This window comes from Gluconacetobacter diazotrophicus PA1 5, assembly GCF_000021325.1.
Lineage (GTDB): Bacteria > Pseudomonadota > Alphaproteobacteria > Acetobacterales > Acetobacteraceae > Gluconacetobacter > Gluconacetobacter diazotrophicus.
This window is the reverse complement of sequence record NC_011365.1, coordinates 334,163-356,587: the sequence shown is the minus strand read 5'-3', so window position 1 is coordinate 356,587 and position 22,425 is coordinate 334,163. Positions and strand designations below refer to the sequence as shown.

Annotated in this window: 20 protein-coding genes; 10 read left to right on the top strand and 10 right to left on the bottom strand. The window is 66.3% G+C overall.

Going from position 1 to position 22,425, the window contains the following annotated elements; translation table 11 throughout:
- Positions 1–151: 151 nt before the first annotated feature.
- From GDIA_RS01630 to GDIA_RS19385, 3 genes are read left to right on the top strand one after another with little or no spacing between them, the layout of a single operon-like run.
- The gene (locus tag GDIA_RS01630; RefSeq protein ID WP_012553062.1) at positions 152–1,516 is read left to right on the top strand and encodes a cbb3-type cytochrome c oxidase subunit I; all 1,365 of its coding nucleotides are present in this window, start codon (positions 152–154) and stop codon (positions 1,514–1,516) included.
- Positions 1,513–2,460, top strand: coding sequence for a heme o synthase (locus GDIA_RS01625; RefSeq protein ID WP_012225851.1), 948 nt, complete (start codon positions 1,513–1,515; stop codon positions 2,458–2,460). The genes GDIA_RS01630 and GDIA_RS01625 overlap by 4 nt, the downstream gene beginning before the upstream one ends.
- A gap of 9 nt (positions 2,461–2,469) precedes the next feature.
- Complete coding sequence (locus GDIA_RS19385) at positions 2,470–2,607, top strand: cytochrome c oxidase system small membrane protein (protein WP_012225849.1); 138 nt, start codon at positions 2,470–2,472, stop codon at positions 2,605–2,607.
- A gap of 58 nt (positions 2,608–2,665) precedes the next feature.
- Here the strand turns inward: GDIA_RS19385 and GDIA_RS01620 are convergent, their stop codons facing one another.
- Positions 2,666–3,343, bottom strand: a complete 678-nt coding sequence (locus GDIA_RS01620) for an invasion associated locus B family protein (protein WP_012225848.1) — start codon at positions 3,341–3,343, stop codon at positions 2,666–2,668.
- Positions 3,344–3,396: 53 nt separating this feature from the next.
- Entirely contained in the window at positions 3,397–3,579 is a 183-nt protein-coding gene (locus tag GDIA_RS18145; protein ID WP_231854322.1) for an autotransporter outer membrane beta-barrel domain-containing protein, read from the bottom strand.
- A 156-nt stretch (positions 3,580–3,735) separates the two neighbouring features.
- On the opposite strand from GDIA_RS18145, the gene istA reads away from it, so the two are divergent.
- Positions 3,736–5,259 carry an IS21-like element ISGdi17 family transposase gene (gene istA / locus GDIA_RS01615; protein ID WP_012226833.1) on the top strand — a complete coding sequence of 508 codons (1,524 nt, stop codon included), beginning with the start codon at positions 3,736–3,738 and terminating at the stop codon, positions 5,257–5,259.
- Positions 5,249–6,019, top strand: a complete 771-nt coding sequence (gene istB, locus GDIA_RS01610; protein WP_012553061.1) for an IS21-like element ISGdi17 family helper ATPase IstB — start codon at positions 5,249–5,251, stop codon at positions 6,017–6,019. Before istA ends, istB begins: the two co-directional genes overlap by 11 nt.
- A gap of 70 nt (positions 6,020–6,089) precedes the next feature.
- On the opposite strand, the gene GDIA_RS01605 is transcribed toward istB, so the two are convergent.
- Entirely contained in the window at positions 6,090–6,611 is a 522-nt protein-coding gene (locus GDIA_RS01605) for a sulfotransferase (protein ID WP_012225843.1), read from the bottom strand.
- A gap of 183 nt (positions 6,612–6,794) precedes the next feature.
- Here GDIA_RS01605 and GDIA_RS18140 point away from each other — a divergent pair.
- Positions 6,795–7,864 (top strand): IS630-like element ISGdi5 family transposase gene (locus tag GDIA_RS18140; RefSeq protein WP_012553060.1). Its coding sequence is split into 2 segments (ribosomal slippage): positions 6,795–7,281 and positions 7,281–7,864, totalling 1,071 coding nucleotides; the frame shifts between segments, so codons are not numbered across the junction.
- 325 nt (positions 7,865–8,189) lie between these two features.
- Here the strand turns inward: GDIA_RS18140 and GDIA_RS01590 are convergent.
- From GDIA_RS01590 to GDIA_RS01560, 7 genes are all read right to left on the bottom strand, one after another.
- Entirely contained in the window at positions 8,190–9,152 is a 963-nt protein-coding gene (locus tag GDIA_RS01590) for a Tim44 domain-containing protein (protein WP_012553059.1), read from the bottom strand.
- A 26-nt stretch (positions 9,153–9,178) separates the two neighbouring features.
- A complete protein-coding gene (locus GDIA_RS01585; RefSeq protein ID WP_012225840.1) occupies positions 9,179–10,519 on the bottom strand; it encodes a TldD/PmbA family protein in 1,341 nt (446 codons plus the stop codon).
- Entirely contained in the window at positions 10,516–11,781 is a 1,266-nt protein-coding gene (locus tag GDIA_RS01580; protein WP_012225833.1) for a M16 family metallopeptidase, read from the bottom strand. Before GDIA_RS01580 ends, GDIA_RS01585 begins: the two co-directional genes overlap by 4 nt.
- Before the next feature lie 64 nt (positions 11,782–11,845).
- A complete protein-coding gene (gene thrC, locus GDIA_RS01575; protein WP_012553058.1) occupies positions 11,846–13,243 on the bottom strand; it encodes a threonine synthase in 1,398 nt (465 codons plus the stop codon).
- A 50-nt stretch (positions 13,244–13,293) separates the two neighbouring features.
- Complete coding sequence (locus GDIA_RS01570) at positions 13,294–14,445, bottom strand: L-dopachrome tautomerase-related protein (protein ID WP_012553057.1); 1,152 nt, start codon at positions 14,443–14,445, stop codon at positions 13,294–13,296.
- Between the two features lie 72 nt (positions 14,446–14,517).
- Positions 14,518–16,452: a Hint domain-containing protein gene (locus GDIA_RS01565; protein WP_012225828.1), complete on the bottom strand. Its 1,935-nt coding sequence runs from the start codon at positions 16,450–16,452 to the stop codon at positions 14,518–14,520.
- Between the two features lie 110 nt (positions 16,453–16,562).
- Positions 16,563–18,062 carry a carboxypeptidase M32 gene (locus tag GDIA_RS01560; protein ID WP_012225826.1) on the bottom strand — a complete coding sequence of 500 codons (1,500 nt, stop codon included), beginning with the start codon at positions 18,060–18,062 and terminating at the stop codon, positions 16,563–16,565.
- Between GDIA_RS01560 and GDIA_RS01555 the strand changes: the two genes are divergently transcribed.
- From GDIA_RS01555 to GDIA_RS01540, 4 genes are all read left to right on the top strand, one after another.
- Positions 18,027–20,087, top strand: a complete 2,061-nt coding sequence (locus GDIA_RS01555; RefSeq protein WP_244455079.1) for a tetratricopeptide repeat-containing glycosyltransferase family protein — start codon at positions 18,027–18,029, stop codon at positions 20,085–20,087. The two genes, GDIA_RS01560 and GDIA_RS01555, sit on opposite strands and share 36 nt — an antisense overlap.
- A gap of 297 nt (positions 20,088–20,384) precedes the next feature.
- Positions 20,385–21,131 (top strand): hypothetical protein, encoded by a 747-nt coding sequence (locus GDIA_RS01550; protein ID WP_012225822.1) that lies wholly within the window; start codon positions 20,385–20,387, stop codon positions 21,129–21,131.
- Between the two features lie 40 nt (positions 21,132–21,171).
- Positions 21,172–21,879: a hypothetical protein gene (locus GDIA_RS01545; protein WP_012225821.1), complete on the top strand. Its 708-nt coding sequence runs from the start codon at positions 21,172–21,174 to the stop codon at positions 21,877–21,879.
- 81 nt (positions 21,880–21,960) lie between these two features.
- Positions 21,961–22,386, top strand: a complete 426-nt coding sequence (locus GDIA_RS01540; protein WP_012225819.1) for a hypothetical protein — start codon at positions 21,961–21,963, stop codon at positions 22,384–22,386.
- Positions 22,387–22,425 lie beyond the last annotated feature (39 nt).

Sequence of the window (22,425 nt, the reverse complement as noted above, 5' to 3'; positions counted from 1 at the left end):
ATGGCCGGCCCGCCGCGTCGGCGGGGCGGGAATGGCGGCCATGCCGGATGCGGGCTCCTCGGGGCTCGTCTTTGCAGGCACGCTCCGGTAAAATCATCGCGCTTTGAGGAAGACCGCCTGGCGCGGTCCGTTATCGCAGGAGAAGAGGCGCATGCCGACTGACGGGCAGGTTCGGGCAGGGATCGGAACCGGTGGCTTCCCGGCGCGATGGAACCGCGCATGCGGCCACAAGACGGTCGGAAGCCTGTATCTGGTCCTGGCCGTGCTGGCGGGGCTGGCGGGCGGCGGCCTCGCGCTTCTGCTGCAGGTCGGTCAGGCTGGGCTGGACGGGGCCGCCTCCGCCCCGTGGCACCGCATGACGATCGATCACGGCGCGCTGATGATCCTGTTCTGTGCCCTGCCGGCCCTGACCGGCGGGTTCGGGTCCTGGTTCGTGCCGCTGCTGCTGGGGGCGCCGGATATGGCGTTCCGCCGGCTGAACCTGCTGTGCTGGGCCGGCCTGGCCGTCAGCTTCGCGCTGGTCCTGTCCGGGATGGCGACGGCGCCGGGCATGCTGCTGTGGTGTGCCGCGATGCTGGGCCTGTCGATCGACATGGTCGCGACGGTGCTGAACATGCGCCGCCCCGGTATGGCGCTGCGCGACATGCCGCTGTTCGCCTGGGCGCAGGCGCTGACCGGGATGATGATGGTGATCGTGCTGCCGGTGCTGGCGGCCTCGCTGACGCGCGGCCTGCTGGCCGGTACCGGCGGGCGGCAGGCCGAACTGGCGTTGCGCGCCTTTTCGGGTCCCGAAATCGGCCTGTTGCTGCTGCCGGCCGCGGGCATCGTATGCCAGGTGGTCGAAACCTTTTCAGGCGTCGCCCTGCGGCTGCGTGGCGCGGCGCTGGGGGCCATGGTCGTCCTGTCCGTGGGGGGTGCGACCATCTGGGTGCATGACCTGTTCGCTGATGGGCTGGCCGTGCAATCCGTCGTGCGGCCCCTGATCGAACAGGCGACGATCGCGGTGCCCATGCTGGTCCTGCTGGCGGCCTGGGGCGCCACCGTCCTGGGCGGGCGGGCGGCTTTCCGCGTGCCGATGCTGTGGGCCTGCGCCTTTGCTGTGCTGCTGGTCGCGGGGCCGGTCCTGGCGCTGCTGGGCGGTCCGGCGGCCGGGCATGCCGTGGCGCTGCCGGCCGCGCTGTTCGCGACATTCGCCGGTTTTTATTACTGGATCGGCAAGATGACGGGCCGCGCCTGCCCCGAACGGGCCGGCCGGCTGCATGTCGCGCTGGCGGTGGGGGGCAGCATCCTGTTGCTGGCTCCGCATCAGCCGGCTTTCGTATCGACCGGCGTGGTGCTGCTGGGCCTGTCGATGCTGGCCTTCGTCGCCGCCATCGCCCTGACGCTGGCGGGACGCACGCGTCCGCTGGCCGCGAATTACTGGGGGCCGGGTGCCCGGACCCTGGAATGGACGGTGCCGTCGCCCGCACCGCGTGACTCCTTCGCCGGTATCCTGGCCCACGGAGCACGGGCGTGAGCGGCGCGGCAACCACCGAAGGCGCCGTAACCCGTTTCGACGCCGCTTTGGTCGGAACCGAGGCCCGCGACTGGTTCGCGCTGCTGAAGCCGCGGGTGATTTCGCTGGTCGTGTTCACCGGCGCGGCCGGGTTGGCCATGGCGCCGGGACCGATCAATCCGCTGATCGCCGCTGTCAGCATCCTGTGCATCTGCATGGCCTCCGGGGCCGCCGGTGCCATCAACATGTGGTATGACCGCGACATCGACGCGGTGATGACCCGCACCGCGCGGCGCCCGATCCCTGACGGCCGCATTCGTGACGACCAGGCGCTGGGCTTCGGCATCGGCCTGTCGGTGGCGTCGGTCCTGCTGATGTGGCTGGCAGCCAACGCCCTGGCGGCGTTTATCCTGGCGTTCTCGATCTTCTTCTATGCCGTGATCTACACGATGTGGCTGAAGCGTTCGACGCCGCAGAACATCGTGATCGGCGGGGCCGCGGGCGCATTCCCGCCGATGATCGGGTGGGCCGCCACCACCGGGTCGCTGGGCGTGCTGCCGGTGGTAATGTTCGCCATCGTCTTTCTCTGGACCCCGCCGCATTTCTGGTCGCTGTCGCTGTATGCCTGCAAGGATTACGGTCGCGCCGGAATCCCGATGCTGCCGGTCGTGCGGGGTGCGCGGCATACGCGGTGGCAGATCCTGTTCTACACGCTGATCCTGTCGGCGGTGTCGCTGGTGCCGTCGTTTCTGCATCAGGCGGGCTGGCTCTATACCGGTGTCGCGTCGCTGCTGGATGCCGGGTTCGTCGCCTGCGCGGTTGGCGTGTTGACGGATCGACAGGACGAGGCCGGCGTCAGCCTGACGGGCGACCGGCCGGCGCGTCGGGCGTTCCGCTATTCCCTGGCCTACCTGTTCCTGCTGTTCTGCGGACTGCTGGCCGACCACTTCCTGATCATGCGATAGGGGCGGGCGATGAATCAGCCACATTCCCTGACGGACGCCGAAGCCACCGAATTCGTCCGACGCCATCGCGGCCGTATTTACGGCGTGGCGATCACGCTGCTGGCCCTGGCGGCCGTATTCTACGGGCTGGCGCTGGTCCGCTTGTGATGAAGTGAAGGCCGGGCGCTGCCCGGACCCGGCAGGGCGTGACGCCCTGCACCCCATTCTATGACGGGCTTTGTCGGTGGGCCCAGCTATCGAGTGTCGTCACGGCCGTATCGAGGCCGGCGAGTTCGAAATTGATCGTCACCGCGCCACCCTGGACAGTTCCGATCTGGATATGCCCGGTCTTGCCGTGCCGCGCGCTCGACAGGACGGCATCGGGAAGGGGCGCCATACGGGCGATGCAGCCATTGGCTGTACAGACCTGCCATGTCAGCGCCACCGGCGCGCCGTCGTCGATGGCAATGGTGGGCGGCCGGACCAGCGATACCATCAGCGGCGTCTGCAGTGTCAGTTGATAGGTTGCCGACAGGCTGCCCCCGGCGGTCCTGCTCCGGCTGAAGAGCACGTCACCGACCTGCACGGCCTTCTTCTGCGGGTTCTGAACGATCAGGTGCTGTTCGATCGTGCACAGAGCCGGTCCTGTGGCCGGAGCCTGGGCATAGAGGCACCGATAGGTCCATTGTCCCGAAGATTGCGACAGTTCCGCCGGTGAAGCGGCCGGTGCGGCGGCCGGGGCCGCCGTCGCCGGCGTGCTGGCCGGAACCGCGGATGCGGCGCCATGCGTCGAGGCCTGGGCCACGCCCGGACCGGAATGCCCGGAATAGGCCACGCCGAGGGTGAGAGCGGCCGCCGCGCCCCCGATGACGGCGACCAGCGGGACAGGAGTGAAAAGTTTCATAGCCGACTTTCAGGCGTGAAAGCCGTGGCCCGTCCGGGCCACAGCCAGGTGGATCAGAACGTGACCTTGACGTTACCGGTCAGGCCGCTGTCGGTGGAATGGTCGCCATACTGCCCGACATAGGAGAGGCCGACATTCAGCCTGTCGGTCAGCTTCGCCTGCAGCCCCGCCTTCAGCACCGCCGCGTCGGTGGACAGCGGCACGCCCGCGACGTCGAACGCATTGCCGCCGGCCAGGAACGCCTCGCGCGTGGTCGGCGTGGTCAGGCCGAAGGCGTGGCTGTTGATTTCCAGCGAGAACTGACCCTGTAGGGGCGGAAATTTTCATTGAGAATTGACCCGTGTCTGACACTTCCCCGGAGCAACTGTCCGGGGGTTAAAGGAGTGATCAGCATGGAATTGTTGAGTGTGATCCGGCGGTGGCATTACCGGGATCATGTACCGATCCGCGAGATTGAGCGTCGGACGCGATTGTCGCGCAACACGATCCGCAAGTATCTCCGGGCGGAGACGGTTGAGCCGCAGTTCAAGGTTGCCGAGCGTCCGAGCCGGCTGGACCCGTTTGCGGAGAAACTGGCGACCTGGCTTGCTCTGGAGACGTCAAAGTCGCGCAAGCAGCGCCGCACGGGGCGGCGCCTGCATGTGGATCTTGTAGCGCTGGGTTATGACGGATCGTATGGACGGGTTGCGGCCTTTATCCGGAACTGGAAGGCGGAACAGCAAAGGGCGCGGCAGACGACGGGACGCGGCGTGTTCGTTCCGTTGCGCTTTCAACCCGGAGAGGCCTTCCAGTTCGACTGGGGAGAGGACTGGGCGGTGATCGGGGGGCGGCGCGTCAAGCTGCAGGTCGCCCACACCAAGCTGTCCTACAGCCGGGCCTTCATTCTGCGGGCGTATCCGCTCCAGACTCACGAGATGCTGTTCGACGCGCTGACGGAAGCCTTTCGCGTTTTGGGCGGGGTGCCGCGTCGAGGTATTTTTGACAATATGAAAACCGCCGTGGACCGGGTTGGGCCCGGCAAGGTCCGCCAGGTCAATCTGCGTTTTTCGGCCCTGGTGAGCCATTATCTGTTCGAGGCGGAGTTCTGCAATCCGGCAGCGGGTTGGGAGAAAGGTCAAATCGAGAAGACCGTCCAGGACGCCCGGCGGCAGATCTGGCAGGAGATGCCGCATTTTCCTGATCTGGCCTCCCTGAACGTCTGGCTCGAGGCGCGTTGCCGGGAACGTTGGACTATCTTGAGGCATGTCGAATTGCCCGGCAGCCTCGCCGAGGCCCATGCGGCGGAAGTGCCTCACCTGATGGTTCCAGGGCGCCCGTTCGACGGGTTCGTCGAACATACCAAACGGGTTTCGCCGACTTGCCTCGTGCAGTTCGAAAGCAACCGCTACAGTGTGCCCGCCTCTTTTGCCAATCGGCCGGTCAGCCTGCGCGTCTATCCCGACCGGTTGGTGATCGCGGCCGAGGGGCGGATCCTATGCGAACATCCCCGGATCGTCGAGCGGTCCCACGGCGTGCCCGGTCGCACGATCTATGACTGGCGGCATTACTTGGCGGTGCTCCAGCGCAAACCCGGGGCCTTGCGCAATGGCGCGCCCTTCTCTGAATTGCCCGAGGCGTTCCGGACGCTGCAGACGCACCTCCTCCGGCGCACGGGCGGCGACCGGGAAATGGTCGAGATCCTCGCCCTGGTGCTGCAGCATGATGAGCAGGCCGTGCTTTGCGCGGTTGAACTCGCGCTCGAGGAGGGAGTAGCCACCAAGACACACGTCCTCAATACGTTGCATCGTCTGACGGACGCCAAGAAAACAGGAGCACCCAGGCTCGACGCGCCGCAGGCATTGGTGCTCGAACGCGAGCCTCAGGCCGATACCGGACGGTATGACGCCCTGCGCGGGGAGGCCCGTCATGCGTCATGATCCCGCGGCCGGTGCCCTCGTCGTCATGCTGCGCGGCCTGCGGATGTATGGCATGGCCCAGGCCACGGCCGAACTGACCGAACAGGGTGCGCCGGCATTCGAGGCCGCCATCCCCGTCCTCTCCCAGCTTTTGAAGGCGGAACTCGCCGAGCGAGAGGTGCGCTCCATCGCCTATCAAACCAAGACTGCCAGGTTCCCGGCCTACAAAGATTTGGCAGGGTTCGATTTCTCGGCCGCCGAGGTCAACGAGGCCATGGTCCGTCAACTCCATGCCGGGGATTTCATCGACCGTGCCGACAACGTCGTCCTCATTGGTGGCCCAGGAACCGGCAAGACCCATCTGGCCACCGCACTTGCCGTGCAGGCGATCGAACATCACCGCAAGAAGATACGGTTCTGGTCCACGGTCGACCTCGTCAACGCCCTCGAACAGGAAAAAACCGCCAATCGCGCAGGACAGATCGCGGAACGTCTCCTGCGCCTCGATCTCGTGATCCTGGACGAACTTGGCTATTTGCCGTTCAGCGCATCAGGCGGTGCCCTGCTGTTCCATCTCCTCAGCCGTCTCTACGAGCGCACCAGCGTCATCAATCTGAGCTTCAGCGAATGGGGCGAAGTCTTCGGTGATCCCAAAATGACGACAGCCCTGCTCGATCGCCTTACCCACCACTGTCATATCCTCGAAACCGGAAATGACAGCTACCGGTTCCGCGCAAGCTCCGCCGCCCCCAGGAACCGGAAGGAAAAGGCAACCGCTTGACCAGCCCATAAAACATAGCAGAGATAACCAAAGGCCGGGTCAGTTCTCGATGAAAACCCAGGGTCAAATCTCAGCAGAAATTAACATGCTCGCCATAGAAGGCTTCCTTCAGGGCGTTGTAGCCGTAGCCCAGCATGCCGTCGGCCCGTGCCACGGCCTCGGCCCGCGTATAGACCGAGCCGGCGGAATCGAAATTGAACATGCCCGACGCCGCCAGGCAGTTCCGGCGGACCAGCCGTTCGATACTGTCCAGTATCCAGGGCACGTCGCGCACGCAGGCGATGACCCGGCAGCCGGGGAACAGGTCGCCCAGCAGAGGCAGGCAGTTGCTCCAGGCCCGGTTGGTGTCGAACACGGTTCGGGACGTGAAATTGTCGCCGTAATAATTTTCGAACACCCCGCGCAGGATGCGCCGGCGCTGTTCGTCGGTGATGAAGGACGCGAATTCGCTATTGGCGCTCATCCCGTCCAGCAGCTTGCGGACCAGGCCGCAGACAGGGCTGCTCATGGACGCGCTGAAGCGGGGGTTCTGTCGCAGGATGGCCGCCAGCAGCGTCGAGCCCGAGCGGGGAAGTCCAGAAATGAAATGCATTACGCTGCCAAGGTCGATATTGGGAATGTTCCATATATTTTTAGGCAAGAATGGAATTGCATCGATGTTTTTTCGTTGTGGTGAATAAAAGCTATTTATACCAAAGGCCGTAGCCACTGACTCGTGTGTGAAGTGACGAACGGCGCCGGCTCTGATTCTCTTGATTTTGGGAGGATCTGGCAGATGACGAGAGCGGTGAAGCTACGGGATGACTATTCGGCCTCTGAGCTGAGGCGACTTGCGGCGCGCAGCCGGCAGGCGAACGCTGCGCGCCGGCTTCTGGCCCTGGCGGCGATCCGTGACGGGGCCAGCCGCACCGATGCGGCCCGCGTAGGCGGCATGGACCGCCAGACGCTGCGGGACTGGGTTCACCGCTTCAATGCTGAAGGGCCGGATGGCCTGCGCGATCATCTGCACGCAGGGCCGGCCTGCCGTCTGAGTGTCGCACAGCAGACCGAATTGAAGGCCCTGGTCGAGGCAGGCCCGGATCGGCAGCGCGATGGCGTGGTGCGCTGGCGCCGGGTCGATCTGCAACGCGTGATCGAAGAGCGCTTCGGCGTCGTCTATCATGAGCGTCATGTGTCCACTCTACTGAAACGGCTTGGTTTTTCCTATGTCAGCGCCCGGCCACGTCACCCGGGTCAGGACGCTGGCGTCATGGAGGCATTCAAAAAAACTTCCCCCGCATCCTGAATGCCCATACCGGCCATCTGCCCAAGGGCAAGCCGATCGAGATCTGGTTCCAGGACGAGGCCCGGATCGGCCAGAAGAACGGCATCGTCCGACAATGGGCCCGGCGTGGCACGCGGCCACGCCAGCCGGCTGATCAGCGCTACGAGAATGCCTGGCTGTTCGGCGCGATCTGTCCGGCGCGTGGCAAAGCCGCCGGCCTGGCGCTCCCGTTCATCGGCACCGCCAGCATGCAACTGCACATCGAGGAAATCTCGCGCTGCGTCGTCCGCGGTGCCCACGCCGTCGTGCTGCTCGATCGCGCAGGATGGCATACCACCGACAAGCTGAAGCTGCCCCGCAATATCAGCCTGATCTTCCTGCCGTCCCGCGCGCCCGAACTGAACCCGGTCGAAAATGTCTGGCAGTTCCTGCGCGCCAACTGGCTGTCCAACACCGTCTTCGACGGCATCGATCATATCATCGACGCCGCCTGTTCCGCCTGGAACAAGCTTGCCGCCCTGCCTGACACCATCCGATCCATCGGACTCAGGAAATGGGCACACACGGGTCAGTACCTATAACCGTTGGTATTAGAAATTGATGTGGCGTCCAGTGGGTTCGTATGCAAAATAAAAAAAGAATGGAGGTTGCGCCTCTGCGATCTGGACCGGTAATTGCCGGATCTCGTGATCGGTCGCGCTTATCCTGCCTCTGAAATTCGCGTGCGAATTTCAGAGATCGACAGGTCTTTCAGGTATTGATGTGTCCAGAGCAATTTATCAGACCAGACTCTGATAAAATGCTCCATTGCGTGGTTTTGCGGGCATTTTCACGGGATCAGGTGATTCACCTCATCGCGATCTGCCTTGCCTGTGAAATTCGCTCGCGAATTTCTGGGGGGAGGTACTACCGGCCCTGCTGGATCGCGGACAGCAGCCACGCCCCGCCGCGCGTCGGGCGGACGAAGGTCCAGAGTTCGGTCACCATCACCCGTTCTGTCGAACTGCCGTCGATGACCCGTCCCGTCATGTCGGTGGTGATGTCCACCATCGAATAGCGCATGGCCACGGTGGCGTAGTCGAAGCCGTTCTCGCTCCACGCTTCCGACAGGTCGCCCTGTTCGAAGCGCACGTCCGACACCACGTTGCGCGCGCCGCGGCTGGCCAGGTCGGACAACTGGGCGTTGAAATAGCCCACCATTTCGGGCGTCGCCATGTGTTGCAGCGCCGGCAGGTTCCGCTGGCTCCATGCCGCCTGGATATCCAGCAGCAGGCGCTGGAATGCCCGGTAATCGTCCGGCGTGATCGTGACCTGATCGGCGGACGGGCCCTGGCCATAGGGGGCGGCGGGCATGGGCGCCGTCCTGCGCGCGCCACCGCCGAACCGGCGCACCAGCCAGCCGACCAGCAGGAACAGCAGGACAAGCTGGATCAGGAAACCCAGGAAGCTGCCGCCGCCATGCAGCCCGCCCGCGATCCCGTGTCCGAACAGCACGCCGAACAGGCCCGCGCCCAGCAACCCGCCCAGGAACCCGTTGGCGAACGGATGCGGCCGGGCCGCGTAGGGCGAGCCGTACGGCACGCCATAGGGCGAGCGGGGAAAGGCCGACGGCGCGCCGCCATAGCCCGGGGCCGATCGCGGCATGATCGATTGCTGCATCGGCGCGGCGCCGTAGGGCGAGGTCGTCGTCGGGGCGGGGGCGCTATAGGTGCGCGATCCCCGGCTGCCCATCGACAGGCCGCTGCCCGGACGCGCGTCGGCGCCCTGCGGCAGGCCCAGCAGCGGCAGCGCGGCCAACGCGGTGCCCAGCAGCAGGATCGCCGCGCGACGGGGGCGGGGCGGACGGGCGGGCGTGGTCGGTGTGCTCATGGATCTGTCCATCCCGTATCGCTGGGTCAGGAACCGGCGATCATCAGATCGTCGATCCGGATCGTGGGCGCGTTGATGCCACGGCGGAATACCAGATCGTCCGCCAGGACCATGCGGGCAAACATGTCGTTCAGGTTGCCGGCGATGGTCAATTCGGCAACCGGTTCGGCCAGCGTGCCGCCACGGATCATGAAGCCGGAGGCGCCCCGGCTGTAATCGCCGGTCAGGCCGTTGATGGCCGATCCCATCAGTTCGGTCACGTAGATGCCCTCGGCAATGTCCGCCATCAGCGCGGCCGGTGTCACGGTGCCGGGCCGGGCATACAGGCTGCCCAGCGACGGTCCCGGAGGGGCCGTGGTCCCCCGGCTGGCCCGGCCGTTGCCGGGCAGCCCGACCTGCCGCGCGCTGCGGGAATCCAGCGCCCAGTTCATCAGTACCCCGTCCTGCACGATGACCAGTTCGCCCGCGCGCATGCCCTCGCCGTCGAACGGGTGGGCTGACAGGCCGCGCGACTGCGTCGGGTCGTCGATGATGTGGATGCCGGCTGGCATGATCCGCTGCCCCATCCGGTCCTTCAGGAACGAGGTGCCCCGGGCGATGGCGCTGCCGTTCACGGCCCCCGCCAGATGGCCCAGCAGGCTGGAGGATACGCGCGGGTCGAACACCACCGCCATGCTGCCGGTGCGCGGCCGGGTCGGGTTCAGCCGGGCCACCGCCTTCTCGCCGGCGCTGCGCCCGATCTTGGCGGGATCGTCCAGATCGGACAGATGCACCGTCGCGTGATAGTCGTAATCCCGCTGCATGCCGGTGCCCTGTCCGGCCAGGACGCTGGCCGACACCGAATGGCTGCTGCGGGCGTAGCGGCCGGAAAACCCGGCCGAGGTCATCAGGATGATGTCGGACAGGCCCGACGAGGCCGATCCGCCATTGCTGTTGGTGACGCCCGCGACCGATACCGCCGCGTCCTCGGCCGCGCGCGCGCGGTCCAGCAGGGCGGCGGTGTCGGGCTGCGCCGGGTCCAGCAGGTCCATCCCCGCCGCGTCCACGAAGCCCTGCACCGCGTCGGGGGACAGGCCGGAATGCGGGTCCTCGGGCACCACGCGGGCCATGGCCAGCGCCTGGGCGACCAGCGGGTCGAAGCGTTCCGGGTCCAGGCTGGTGGCCGAGACGATGGCCGAGCGGCGGCCGACGAAGACCCGCAGCCCCAGGTCGCTGGTCTCGGACCGTTCCAGGTCCTCGGTCCGGCCGTTGCGGACCTGCACGCCGTGCGTGGTCCGCGCCATGTAGACGGCATCCGCCGCGTCGGCACCGGCCGCCCGGGCCTTGCCGATCAGGGTGCCGAGGAGGTCGAGCGGATCGGTGCTCATGCCGCCAGGGCCTCGGCAATGGCGGCGATGCCGGGAATGTTGCGCACCGGCCCCAGCGAGGCCAGGGTGGGCTTGCCCCGGAACAGCCGCGTGGCCACCCGCCGCACGTCAGCGATGGTGACGGCGTTGATCCGCTCCACCGTTTCGGCGGTCGGGATCAGGCGGCCGAACACCTGCAACTGCCGCGCAAGCTGTTCGCACCGGCTGCCGGTGCTTTCCAGCGACATCAGCAGCGAGGACTTCAACTGCGCCCGGGCGCGGTTCAGCTCGTCCTGTCCGACATGGCCCTGCACCTTGCGCAACTCCTCCAGCGTGACGGGGATCAGTTCGTCGGCCTGGTCCTCGCCCGTGCCGGCATAGATGCCGAACAGGCCGCCATCGCGGAACGGAGCGTTGAAGGAATAGACCGAATAGACCAGCCCGCGCTTCTCGCGGATTTCCTGGAACAGGCGCGACGACATGCCGCCGCCCAGCAGGGTCGAGAGCAGCAGGACCGGATAGTAGTCCGGGTCGCCATAGCCCACCGACGGGAAGCCCAGCACCACATGGGCCTGGTCCAGTTCCTTCTCCTTGCGGAACTCGCCGCCCAGATAGCGGGAATCGAAGCCGGTCGAACTGTCCAGCGCCGGCAGGTCGCGGAAATGCCGTTCGGCCAGGGCCACCACATCGGCGTGGTGCAGGTTGCCCGCCGCCGCGATCACGGTGTTCGCGGTGGTGTAATGGGTGCGCATGTAGCGCATCAGGGTCTCGCGGCTCATGTCCTGGATCAGCGGTTCGGTGCCCAGGGTGGGGCGGCCCATCGGCTGTTCGGGGAAGGCGGTTTCCTGGAAATGGTCGAAGATGATGTCGTCGGGCGTGTCGTTCGCCTGGCCGATTTCCTGCAGGATCACGCCGCGCTCGCGCTCGACCTCGTCGGGGGCGAAGCTGCTGTGGGTCAGGATGTCGCCGATGATGTCGGCGCCCAGTGCCAGGTCCTCCTTCAGCAACTTGACGTAATAGGCCGTATGCTCGCGCGCGGTGTAGGCGTTGATATGGCCGCCCACGTTCTCGATTTCCTCGGCGATGCCGGCGGCGGTGCGGCTGTCCGTTCCCTTGAACGCCATGTGTTCCAGGAAGTGCGACACGCCGTTTTCCTCGGCATGCTCGTTGCACGTGCCGGCGGCGACATAGGCGCCGAACGACACGGTTTCCACGCGCTCCATGCGTTCGGTGACGACGGTCAGGCCGGAGGGAAGGCGGGTGACGTTGATCTGGTCGGTCATCAGGGTCCTGCGTGACGGTCCGGCCGGCGGGGCCGGACGTCCGAAGAGATGGGAAAAGGGCGGTTCAGGCGTTCTTCAGCACCGCCGCCCGAACCCGGTCCTCGACCGCGTCCAGCCGCGCGGCCACGACTTCGTAACGTTCCGGCCGGTCGAATAGATCCGCAAGCGCCGGCGGCAGGGCCGGGCGGATGCCGGTCGCCTGTTCCATGGCGTCGGGGAACTTGGCCGGATGGGCGGTGGCCATCGCCACCATCGGAATGCCAGGTTCGCGGAACATCCGCCCGGCGGCGATCCCGATGGCGCTGTGCGGGTCGGCCAGATACTGGCTGGCGGCATGCAGGTTACGGATTTCGGTCTTCGTGTCCTGATCGTCAAGGGCCAGGGCGTGAAACAGGCCCGATGCCTGCCGCCACACCGGGTCGGGCACCGCCATGTGGCCGGTCTGGCGGAATTCGGTGACGATGCGCGCGCATGCCGCCGCATCGCGGTTCAGCAGTTCGAACAGCAGCCGCTCGAAATTCGAGGAGACCTGGATGTCCATCGACGGCGACAGGCTGGGCACCACGCCCTGCACGCTCATGTCGTTGTCGCGCAGGAAACGGGTCAGGATGTCGTTGCGGTTGGACCCCACGCACAGCGCGCGCACGGGCAGGCCCATGCGCCGTGCCGCCCACGCCGCCAGGATGTTGCCGAAATTGCCGGTCGGCACGGCGAACGAGACCTCGCGGTCCGGCGCGCCCAGCGCCAGGGCGGCATAGACGTAATAGGGGATCTGCGCCGCGATGCGGGCCCAGTTGATGGAATTGACCGCCGACAGGTGCATGTCCTGCCGGAAGGGGGCGTCGGCGAACATCGCCTTCACCAGGTCCTGGCAATCGTCGAACGTGCCCTGCACCGCCAGGTTGGTCACGTTCGGTTCCAGCACCGTGGTCATCTGCCGCCGCTGCACGTCCGATGTCCGGCCCTCGGGGTGCAGGATGACGATCTTCACCCGTTCGCGCCCGCGGCAGGCCTCGATCGCCGCCGATCCGGTATCGCCCGACGTGGCGCCCACGATGGTCACATGCGCGTCGCGCTCGGCCAGCACATGGTCGAACAGCCGCCCCAGCAACTGCATCGCCATGTCCTTGAAGGCCAACGTCGGCCCGTGGAACAGTTCCTGGACGAACAGCCCGTCCTCGACCTGCGTCAGCGGAACGATGGCGGCGTGGTCGAACCCGGCATATGATTCGCGGCAGAGCCGCTGCAGCACATCCGGCGCGATGCAGCCCGCGGTAAAGGGCGCGATGATCCGCGCGGCCAGGTCGGGATAGGGCAGGCCGCGCAGTGCCCGCCAGTCGTCGGCGGTCAGGACGGGCCAGGTTTCCGGCAGGTACAGCCCGCCGTCCTCGGCCAGGCCGGCCAGCAGGACCGAGGAAAAGTCACGGACGGGGGCCTGTCCCCGGGTGGAAAGATAGCGCATACCCACGATTATATCGCCAAGCGCGCCCCGCGCGAAGGGGCTTACGGTGGTCAGTATTTCGCCGGCGGCAGGGCACGGACATCGATGCGGTAGAGCGTCAGCGGCCACTGTACGTCCACTCGGCCGCCATTGAAGTGCGGCGTATGGTCGATCTGCGCGGTCGGGACGTAAAGCTGCCCGTTCGCCGTGATGTAGGGTTCGGCCGGCCAGCGCAGGCGGGGGTCCACGACGATACGCTGATAGATGCGGCCGGTGGTGAAGCGGAAGATGCTGCCGGTGGACACGTCGTCGAAATACAGCGTGCCGTCGCGCCCCACCGTCATGCCACCCAGCGGCGGCGTCTTGTACCAGAGCGTTGCGGAATCATCGAGTTCGACATCGGTCAGGCTGGTGTCGGTCAGCAGTTCGGTGCCGAACCGGTAGAGCGGCCCGCAGAGCGTCTGGTAGTACAGCCACTCGCCGTCGGGGCTGATTTCGATCCGGTTGGCGTGGACGATCGCCGCGCGGCCGTCCGTATCCAGCAGCGTCCGCCCGTCGACGGTGATCGTCCGTTGCGCGGTCAGTGAGGGATTGTGATCCAGCAGCCGCCGCTGGGTGCCATGCGCCAGGTCCATCACGATCAGGCCCGGCACGCCGGAATCGAGGATGAAGGCATACCCCTTGCCGACCCGTACCCCCGCCACATGGCTGCCGGGCCGCAGCACCGCCGGGTCCAGCACATAGGTCCGCGCGACCGCGCCCGTGCGGGTATCGACCTGAACCAGCTTGACGGAACCGGGTTGCGGTGCGTGTCCGTCCGCGCCGATCCCGCTATCCAGCGCCCACAGCATGCCGTCATCGGTCAGGTGCAGCCCCTCGACCGAGACGAAGCGATGCGCCGGGTCCGCCGCCGGATCGTTCCAGCCCGCGTCCGGATAGGGATGCTGCGTCCCGTCGGCGTCGCGTAGCGTCAGGGCGGGGCCGGGGGTTCCGGTCCAGGCCGGGTATTCCAGGATCATGCGGCCGTCGGGCAGCACCGCGACGGCGTTCCAGACCCGCGCCGTGGATTCGGCCACGGGCACCAGCGGCGCCGACGGGTCCAGCGGCGGCGCCGGCTTCGCGGCCAGGGCCGGCAGGGCGGCGAACAGGATGGAGACCGCCAGCGCCCCGGACGCCAGTCCGGAGGAAAGCGGGGGGGACGGGATCGGAAGGAAACGTGACATTCGCGGCATCTCGCCATGATCCGCCGCCGATGGCAACCGCGCGACGGGTATGGCGGCCATCCATCCGGCCCGTCACGCTGATTGGGCGACTGCTTCCGTTGCCTCCGCCGTAACGGGATAGGGGCCGCCCGCCAGTACCTGGATGGCCAGGATGCCGAAGCTGTCGGGGCGGCGCGGGCCCAGCGGCAGTATGGCATCGCCATTGGTCCAGCGGTGCGGACCGGCTTCCTGGACATCCCATCCGTCGAGTGCCGGATCGGCCAGATAGGTGTCGATCAGACGCATATTGTCCGAATCGAGGAGGGTGATTCCGCCGACCAGCACGCCGAGGCGTCGCCGGTCGTCGAGGAAGGGGCCGATCGCATCGCTGGGCCGGCTGGTGCGCGAGACGATGCGGACGGTGCCGACATCTGGCGGGATCAGGAACGTGGCATACCCGTTGGCATCGCGGGTCCGGCGGATGGCCTGACCGTTCTCGGTCAGCAGGTGAAGGCCGGTATCGTCGGTCAGGACCGGCCCCACGATCGCACTGGCGATGCCCGCGTCCCGCGCCCGGGCCTCGATCCGGCGGAAGACGGGTTCGACCACCGCGCGCGTTACCCCCAGCGGGGCGGCGGCGTCTTCCGTCCAGGATCGGGCGTTGCCCGCGCCGATATGGACGATTTTCCCATCCTGACGGAAAGAGCGGCGGTTTCCGGTATCGAGATAGCTTTCGGTCGGCATGCCGTCCGCGATAATGACGGAATGCCGTTCCGTTTCGATGTGGTAATAATCGTAGGCGGTAATGGTGCGGTCGTGGAAGATGGACCGGCCGTTGACCAGCATGCGGGCCGGAATGAAGACGCCGTCGAGGAACAGGCAATGTTCCGGCGTGACCAGCATGTCCTTGTAGGGCACGCCGTCGGCGATGGCGTCCCTGAGGATGCGGACCGGATAGCCGGCCTCGTCATCCGGAAGGCCGGGACGAACGGTGGCATGGGCCTTGCCGGTCCAGACGACCGTGCCGAGCCGTTCGCCGGTCCCCTGTTCGCCGTCCCGCCACTCACCGTCCGGGCAGGCCAGGATTTCGTCGCCCACGCGGATGTCCTGGACCGCGATGTCGCCGGACGGTGTGCGGATCATCGAATCCGCCAGGAAGCAGACGCCGATATAGGTATTGCCGGTGGTGTAGGTGATGTTCAGGGGATTGCCCTGCGTGCTGTTGACGGCATTGTATGTTCCGTTGGCCAGGTTTACGCCGGATGCCAGGTTGACCGTGTAGGTGGCGACCTGCGTGCCGTCGCTTCCGTACAGGGTGATCGTCCGGGTCGTATCGCCGGATATCGTGTAGCCCGAGATCGGAGCGACGGTGTCCTGAAGTTCGATCGTGTCCCTGGACGGATCGTAGTTCTGGATGGTCGTGGCCGACAGCGGACCGGATGCCAGCAGGCTGATGGCGGTGCCGCCGCCATTGATGACCAGCGTGCCGCCGCCGCTCCCGAACGAAACCGTCGCCCCTTCCAGGAGGCTGCCGAGGGCGGCGCCGGTGTTGAACGTGCCGCCATATTCGATGTTGACCGTCGATCCGTTCAGGGCGCCGAGCAGGGTGCTGCCGCTGTTGCCGGACAGCGTTGCCGTGCCCCCTACGACATTGATGGTCGTTCCGGTGACCAGGTTCGCCAGGCCGGATATCGTCGTCGTTCCGCCGATGTAATATGTGTTGGCGGCAAGGGCACCGGCGCCGACGATGAAGTTGCCCGTCGCGCCGGGAACGCTGACATAGGTTCCGATGCTGGCAAGGCTGACCAGCGAGGTGGAATCGGTGGACCCCGTAATGACATCGCCGGAAGCCGCGAGGTCGATGACGCCGAGGATGTCGATGCCGCGATTGATATTGTCCTGATCGAGCAGGACCGTGCCGTCACTGGCCGTGATCGTGACGTCGTAGTCGTTCTGCCCCAGGTAGGAGGTGTCGGTGACGGTGTAGGTCACCCCGGAAGCGGTCTTGTAGGTCGTGGTCGTGGACATCGTTGACACCCTCCTCTCTTGTTCCGGTTTCGGACTTCAAGGATGTCGACGGTCCCATGCCGATGTGAAAAAAGTGCTAACGTCACAAGGTATGTGCGGGACGGCCGGTCCTATTCCGCGCCGCAATAGCGTTCGCGCAGATGCGCCCGGTAGGCATCGGTCGACGGCGCGGCACCCGTTGCGGCGCGGATGATGTCGGGGGTGGACAGGCGGCTGGCCTGGCTGTGGACATGCGTGCGCAGCCAGCCCAGCAGCGGGGCGAAATCGCCCTGCGCGATGCCGGACGGAATGGCGGGGTCGGCACGGAACGCGGCCTGGCGCAGTTGCGCGGCCAGGATGGCGCCCATCGTGTAGGTGGGAAAATAGCCCCACGCGCCGGAGGGCCAGTGGATGTCCTGCAGGCAACCCAGCCGGTCGTTCGGCACCGTCAGGCCCAGCAGGCCATGGATGCCGGCATTGAACGCTTCGGGCAGGTCGCGCAGCGCGAGCGTGCCGTCGACCAGGGCCGTTTCCATCTCGTACCGGACCAGGACGTGGGCGGGATAGGTGACCTCGTCGGCATCGACGCGGATGAAGCCGGGGCGTACCCGCGTCACGGCGCGATACAGGCTGTCGGCCGACCAGGCCGGGTCGGCCTCCGCCCCGCCGAAGGCCGCGCGCAGCAGCGGCGCCGCCCAGTCCATGAAGGGGCGCGATCGCGCGACCTGCATTTCCATCAGCAGCGACTGGCTTTCATGCAGGCTCATGCCGCGCGCCTGGCCCACCGGCTGCGTCCGCCAGTCATGCGGCAGGCCCTGCTCGTACAGCGCGTGCCCGGTCTCGTGGATCACGCCCATCAGGGCCGCCAGGAAATCGTCGTCCTCGTACCGGGTGGTGATTCGCACGTCGTCCTCGGCCCCGCCGCAGAACGGATGCGCACTGACATCCAGCCGTCCGCGTTCCATGTCGAAGCCCAGCGCCATCATCATCCGCCGCCCCATCTGCTCCTGAAGGGGAACGGGGAAGGGGCCCGTGGGCAGGACCGGCGCCGGGGTCGCGGCCTGGTGCGCCTGGGCGTCCGCGATCAGGGCGGGCAGGTCGCGGCGCAGTTCGGCGAAGACCGGGTCGATGTCCGCGCGGCGGGTGCCCGGATCGTACTGGTCCAGCAGCGCGTCATAGGGCGACAGGCCCAGCGCCGCGCCCTTGACCACCGCCAGGTCGCGCGTGCGGTCCAGCACCTCGGACAGGGTCGGCAGCAGCGCCGCGAAGTCACCCTCGCGGCGTGCGGCGCGCCAGGCCATCTCGCAGCGCGACGCGGCGCGGGACATGGCATCGACCAGATCGGCGGGCACGGACGCGGCGTGCAGGTAGGCCCGCCGCATTTCCTGCAGGTTCGCCGCCTGCCACGATCCGGCAGGTGCCTCCGCCCGGTCCAGCAGTTCCGCGATCACAGGGGCGGTCAGGATTTCGTGGCACAGCACGTCCAGGGTCGCGATGCTGTCGGCCCGGCTTTCGGCGGCGCCGGCCGGCATCATCACATCCTTGTCCCAGCCCAGGATTCCCAGGGCGTTGCGGATACGGCCGATGCGCGCAAAATGGGTCGTCAGGTCCGTGTAGGCGTGCTGGGGCATGATGTCGTCCTCGGCCAGTCGGGTGTGGCACTGCGGGCGCCAGTGTGGGCGATGGCACGGCGCGATGGCAACCGGGGGCAGGGGATGGACAAACGGCAGGCGGCCCCCGACGGGCCGGACAGCGCGGCACGGGCCATGGCGCTGCTTGAAGCCGGGGACCGCGACGGGGCGCTGGCGCTGCTTCACGCCGCCCTGTCCGCGCGGCCCGCGTGCCGGGATGCCGACGTCCTGCACGGCATGGCCTGCGTCGCCCGTGCCGCCGGGCGGCCGGACCTTGCGATCGGGCTGGCGGGCAAGGCCGTCGCGCTGCTGCCGGCGGCGCATTTTCACATCACCCTGGGCTGCGCCCTGCGCGAGCAGGGCCATGTGGAGGAGGCCCGCGCCGCGCTGGCGGTGGCCGTACTGCGCGAACCGCGCGACGCGCGCGCCCACGCCGCCCTGGCCGGCGCGCTGGGTGAACTGGGCCGCTGGGCGGAGGCCGAGGCCAGCCTGCGCGCGGCGCGGGCCCTGTGTCCCGGTGACATGGCCCTGCTACTGGAATGGGCCCGCGCGTGCATCCATGGCGGGGACCACGCCGCGGCGACGGCGGAGATCGTGGCCGGGGCGGACCGCTTTGCGCCCGACCATGCCGGCGCCCTGCACGGGCTGGCCACCCTACTGGCGGATCGGGGCCAGCCCGCGGGGGCCGAGGCGCTGTATCGGCAGATCGTCCGGCTTCTCCCCGATGACGGGGCGGCCTGGGCCAATCATGGCGCCGCGCTGTTCGCGCTGAACCGGCACGAGGACGCCCGCGTCGCGCTGGAGCACGCCGCTGCCCTGGCGCCCGGCGTCGCGGAAACGCAGAACAATCTGGGGCTGGTCCTGATGGCGCTGGGTCATCTGCCGCAGGCCCGGACCGCCCTGGAACGAGCCAGGATTCTGGCGCCGGGCGATGCGCGGATCGCGGTCAATGCCGCGACCATTCTGGACGAACTGGCCGAGGGGGATGCGGCCGAGGCCCTGTACCGCGCCGTCCTGCGCGACCCCATCCTGGCGCGGGAGGCGGAGGGCGCGCGGGCCCAGTTCAATCTGGGAACATTGCTGCTGGCGCGTGGCGCGTACGCCGAGGGATGGCGCCATCTGGAAGCCCGATCCCGCCTGCTGCCACCCATGCGCGGGCAGGGCGTCGCGGAATGGGACGGGGCGTCACTGCCGCGCGGGCGCGTGCTGCTATATGCCGAGCAGGGGCTGGGTGACGCGATCCAGTTCCTGCGCTACCTGCCCGACTGCCTGCGCCGCGCGTCCGTTGTGCTGGATGTGCCGCACAGCCTGCACCGGCTGTTGCAAACGATGCCCGATCCGGACGGGCAGATCGCGACGCGGTGCACCGTCCTGCCGCCAGGGGACCCGCTGCCGGACGATGTGGTGGCGCGCTGCGGCCTGATCAGCCTGCCGCATCGGCTGGGCATGACCGATATTCCGCCCTTCGCGCCCTATCTGCTGCCGGCACCCGCGCCCGACCTGGGGGAGAGGCCCCGGGTAGGGTTGTGCTGGGCGGGCAATCCGTCCTTCCGCTTCGATCGAAGGCGGTCGATCCCGGCGCATCGGCTGGCCCCACTGGCCGACGTGCCGGGCCTGTTTTTCGTCAGCCTCCAGCACGGTCCGGCCGCCGCCGCGCCGCCCTTCGCGCTGGAGCGGTCAGCGGAAGGCGACATGCTGGACACCGCCCGGATCGTCGCCGGACTGGATCTGGTGATCACCGTCGATACCGCCATCGCCCATCTGGCCGGCGCGATGGGCAGACCAGTCTGGCTGCTGAACCGCTTCGGCGGCGACTGGCGCTGGTCCGCCACCTTCGACCGTGCCGAGCCCCCGCGCTGGGGCGACCGGGGCAGCCGCTGGTATCCTTCTCTGGAACAGTTCCGCCAGCACCAGCCGGACGATCCCGACACCGCCTGGGCCGCGCCGATCGAGGCCGTGCACGCGGCGTTGCTTCGCTGGCGGGTTGGTTTCGCCACGGGGCCTCTTGCGGATAAATCCGCGTAGAACGCCGGTATTGAGCGATTTTTCAAACCCATGTCCGCGACGAATAGGTGCCATATATCAATAATGACAATGGTATTAACGTTTTCTTAACCAGTGATGGATTTAAATTTTGACACTGGATTGAGAGGAAAGGCCGTGGGACTATCAATAACAGCGTCAGGTGCCTCGACCTATAATGTCTGGGCCGAGAGCAAGAAGGCGGACGCTCCCGCGACGGAAACCTCCGGCGACAGGTCCGCGCGGGATATCGGTCTTTCCGCGTCGGCACAGGCGCTGATACAGGCGGATCTCAGCAAGATGACCTCTACCGTGGTGGTGCATGTGGCCAACGGAGTCGGTGCTCAGCCCATCACCGCATCGGGGGAGATGAGTTACGGTTCCTGGGTCGAAAACAACGAACTCTCCTATATGTTGCCGACCACGGCGGAACGGGCCCCGAAAGCGACGTCGGAGACGACAGCGATGGAGAGCTTTGGCGGCGGGGCATCGCAGTCGGCCGGTCTTTCCGTATCGACGAAAGAATATGACCTCTCCAGATCCGATGCCGTGATGCTGCATGTGCCCGGCGGATGGGTCGCTGCCGCCAACGAAATGGTCAATGGAGTGGATACCGGGTACGGACCGGATGCCGTAACGGGCGATTACCAGCAGGAGGTCGATGTTTCCACGGTATCCCTGTCCGCTCTTTATACGGCGGCGGGAAAATCGGCCGATGAAAAATCGGACACCGAGACGGCAAGCCTGATCACGCAGTTCGTCCAGCAATCGAGCGGCTCGCAGGACCCGGTGGCGTGGAAGGAAGAACCCGATGGAACAGTCGAGTTCGCGACCTTTTCCTCTTCGTTTACGCCCAACGGCAGTGCCGCAACCGCTGACTCCACGTCCGAAAGCGATGGAACGGCCGGCAGCGCCGCCTCGGCCACGGCCGTTCTTGATCCGGTTGCGACGAAACGGGCCGACCAGAACAACCTGATCGACCAGTTGTTTCAGATTTCGGACGAAAAACACAAACCCGGCGACAAATCCAAGTTAGATCTTACGTAAAAGCGGGTTTCGGAGGCCGTCCGGTGAAAGGATGCCGTGAATGACGAGGATCGCCACCACGCAGTCGGACCTCACTTATCTGGGGCCGTTCGGCACCGACAGCGATGCGTCGTCCACCCAATCCAGCGCCGCGTCGGCCGAAGGTGGCGCGGCCCCGGTGTCCAGCGACGGTGATTCCGTTACCCTGTCGCAGGAGGCCCTGTCGCGTCTGGACCAGATCATCCAGTCCAGCCGGCAATCCGTCCGGGCCGATGCGGAGCAGCGGGTCGATCGTCTCCAGGCGCAGATCCGGCAGCTTATGTTCATGAAGGCGTTTCTTTCGCCCAAGGCGCTTGCCCAGGAATTGGCGCAATTCGCACACCAGCTTGCCGCCGCCGTGCAGCAATATGCGCAGAACCAGGGAACGTCCGCCGGCATGGCCGAAGTGGGCGACATGGTGATTTCCGTCCCGCAGGACACCCAGGACTCATCGGGAACCGTTCGGGACGGCGGCGATGTTTCCGATCCGTCCCTGTCGCAGCCAGCGACGGACAGTACGTCAGGGCAGGCAGCGGGTGGCAGCGGGAAAAATGGCGCGGGCACAAGCGACAGTCCGGATTTCCAGCAGACGGTGCGGAAGGTGGCGGCCCAGTTGGAAGATATGCTTAAAGAAGCCAAAAATCGGCTGAAGAAACAGCATAACAGCGACATCCAGTCTGCCCAGGACGCCCTGGACGAGGTCGAGCAGGATCTGCCGAAATTATCCTGACCGGTTCTTCCCATCAGTCACGATTACTGGACACTCTCGGCCGTCGTCTTATGCTGATCGGAGTAAAGGAAAGGATCGACAATGCGGGTCAGCAGCACGTCCTCGATCATTGTTCATCTGGTCCAGAACAGTTCCGCATCGTCCCAGACCCTTTTAAATAACAGCCCGTCCACTCCGACAACGTTCAGCGACATGAGCCCTCAGGAGATGGAGGCTGCCCGGGAGCAGTTGACCCGGGAGGGGAAGATCACACTCCATCAAAGTGGCGAAATGGCTTTGATGGATGGATATGCGTTGGAAGGCGTCAACGGCGGGAAACTGGTGAGCGGATCATCGAACATGTATTCGATGATTGATAACCTGATTTCCTACCAAGAGAAAAACGGTATCGGCGACGTGCAGGGAGACATCGCATCCCTAAAATCTCTGCGTTCGATTCTTGAAGAATATGACAAAAACAATCAGATCACCGCGTCGATGGCTTCCGAAACAGCCCTTAACGAATAAAAGTCTTTTTGCTTCTTTTTCTTCAGAAAAAGAAGCCTT

Coding starts and splice junctions, on each gene's coding strand:
- GDIA_RS01630 (WP_012553062.1), top strand. CDS start 152: ATGCCGACTGACGGGCAGGTTCGGGCAGGGATCGGAACCGGTGGCTTC.
- GDIA_RS19385 (WP_012225849.1), top strand. CDS start 2,470: ATGAATCAGCCACATTCCCTGACGGACGCCGAAGCCACCGAATTCGTC.
- GDIA_RS01620 (WP_012225848.1), bottom strand. CDS start 3,343: ATGAAACTTTTCACTCCTGTCCCGCTGGTCGCCGTCATCGGGGGCGCG.
- istA (WP_012226833.1), top strand. CDS start 3,736: ATGGAATTGTTGAGTGTGATCCGGCGGTGGCATTACCGGGATCATGTA.
- istB (WP_012553061.1), top strand. CDS start 5,249: ATGCGTCATGATCCCGCGGCCGGTGCCCTCGTCGTCATGCTGCGCGGC.
- GDIA_RS01605 (WP_012225843.1), bottom strand. CDS start 6,611: ATGCATTTCATTTCTGGACTTCCCCGCTCGGGCTCGACGCTGCTGGCG.
- GDIA_RS01590 (WP_012553059.1), bottom strand. CDS start 9,152: ATGAGCACACCGACCACGCCCGCCCGTCCGCCCCGCCCCCGTCGCGCG.
- GDIA_RS01585 (WP_012225840.1), bottom strand. CDS start 10,519: ATGAGCACCGATCCGCTCGACCTCCTCGGCACCCTGATCGGCAAGGCC.
- GDIA_RS01580 (WP_012225833.1), bottom strand. CDS start 11,781: ATGACCGACCAGATCAACGTCACCCGCCTTCCCTCCGGCCTGACCGTC.
- thrC (WP_012553058.1), bottom strand. CDS start 13,243: ATGCGCTATCTTTCCACCCGGGGACAGGCCCCCGTCCGTGACTTTTCC.
- GDIA_RS01570 (WP_012553057.1), bottom strand. CDS start 14,445: ATGTCACGTTTCCTTCCGATCCCGTCCCCCCCGCTTTCCTCCGGACTG.
- GDIA_RS01565 (WP_012225828.1), bottom strand. CDS start 16,452: ATGTCCACGACCACGACCTACAAGACCGCTTCCGGGGTGACCTACACC.
- GDIA_RS01555 (WP_244455079.1), top strand. CDS start 18,027: ATGGGTCGTCAGGTCCGTGTAGGCGTGCTGGGGCATGATGTCGTCCTC.
- GDIA_RS01560 (WP_012225826.1), bottom strand. CDS start 18,062: ATGCCCCAGCACGCCTACACGGACCTGACGACCCATTTTGCGCGCATC.
- GDIA_RS01550 (WP_012225822.1), top strand. CDS start 20,385: ATGACCTCTACCGTGGTGGTGCATGTGGCCAACGGAGTCGGTGCTCAG.
- GDIA_RS01545 (WP_012225821.1), top strand. CDS start 21,172: ATGACGAGGATCGCCACCACGCAGTCGGACCTCACTTATCTGGGGCCG.
- GDIA_RS01540 (WP_012225819.1), top strand. CDS start 21,961: ATGCGGGTCAGCAGCACGTCCTCGATCATTGTTCATCTGGTCCAGAAC.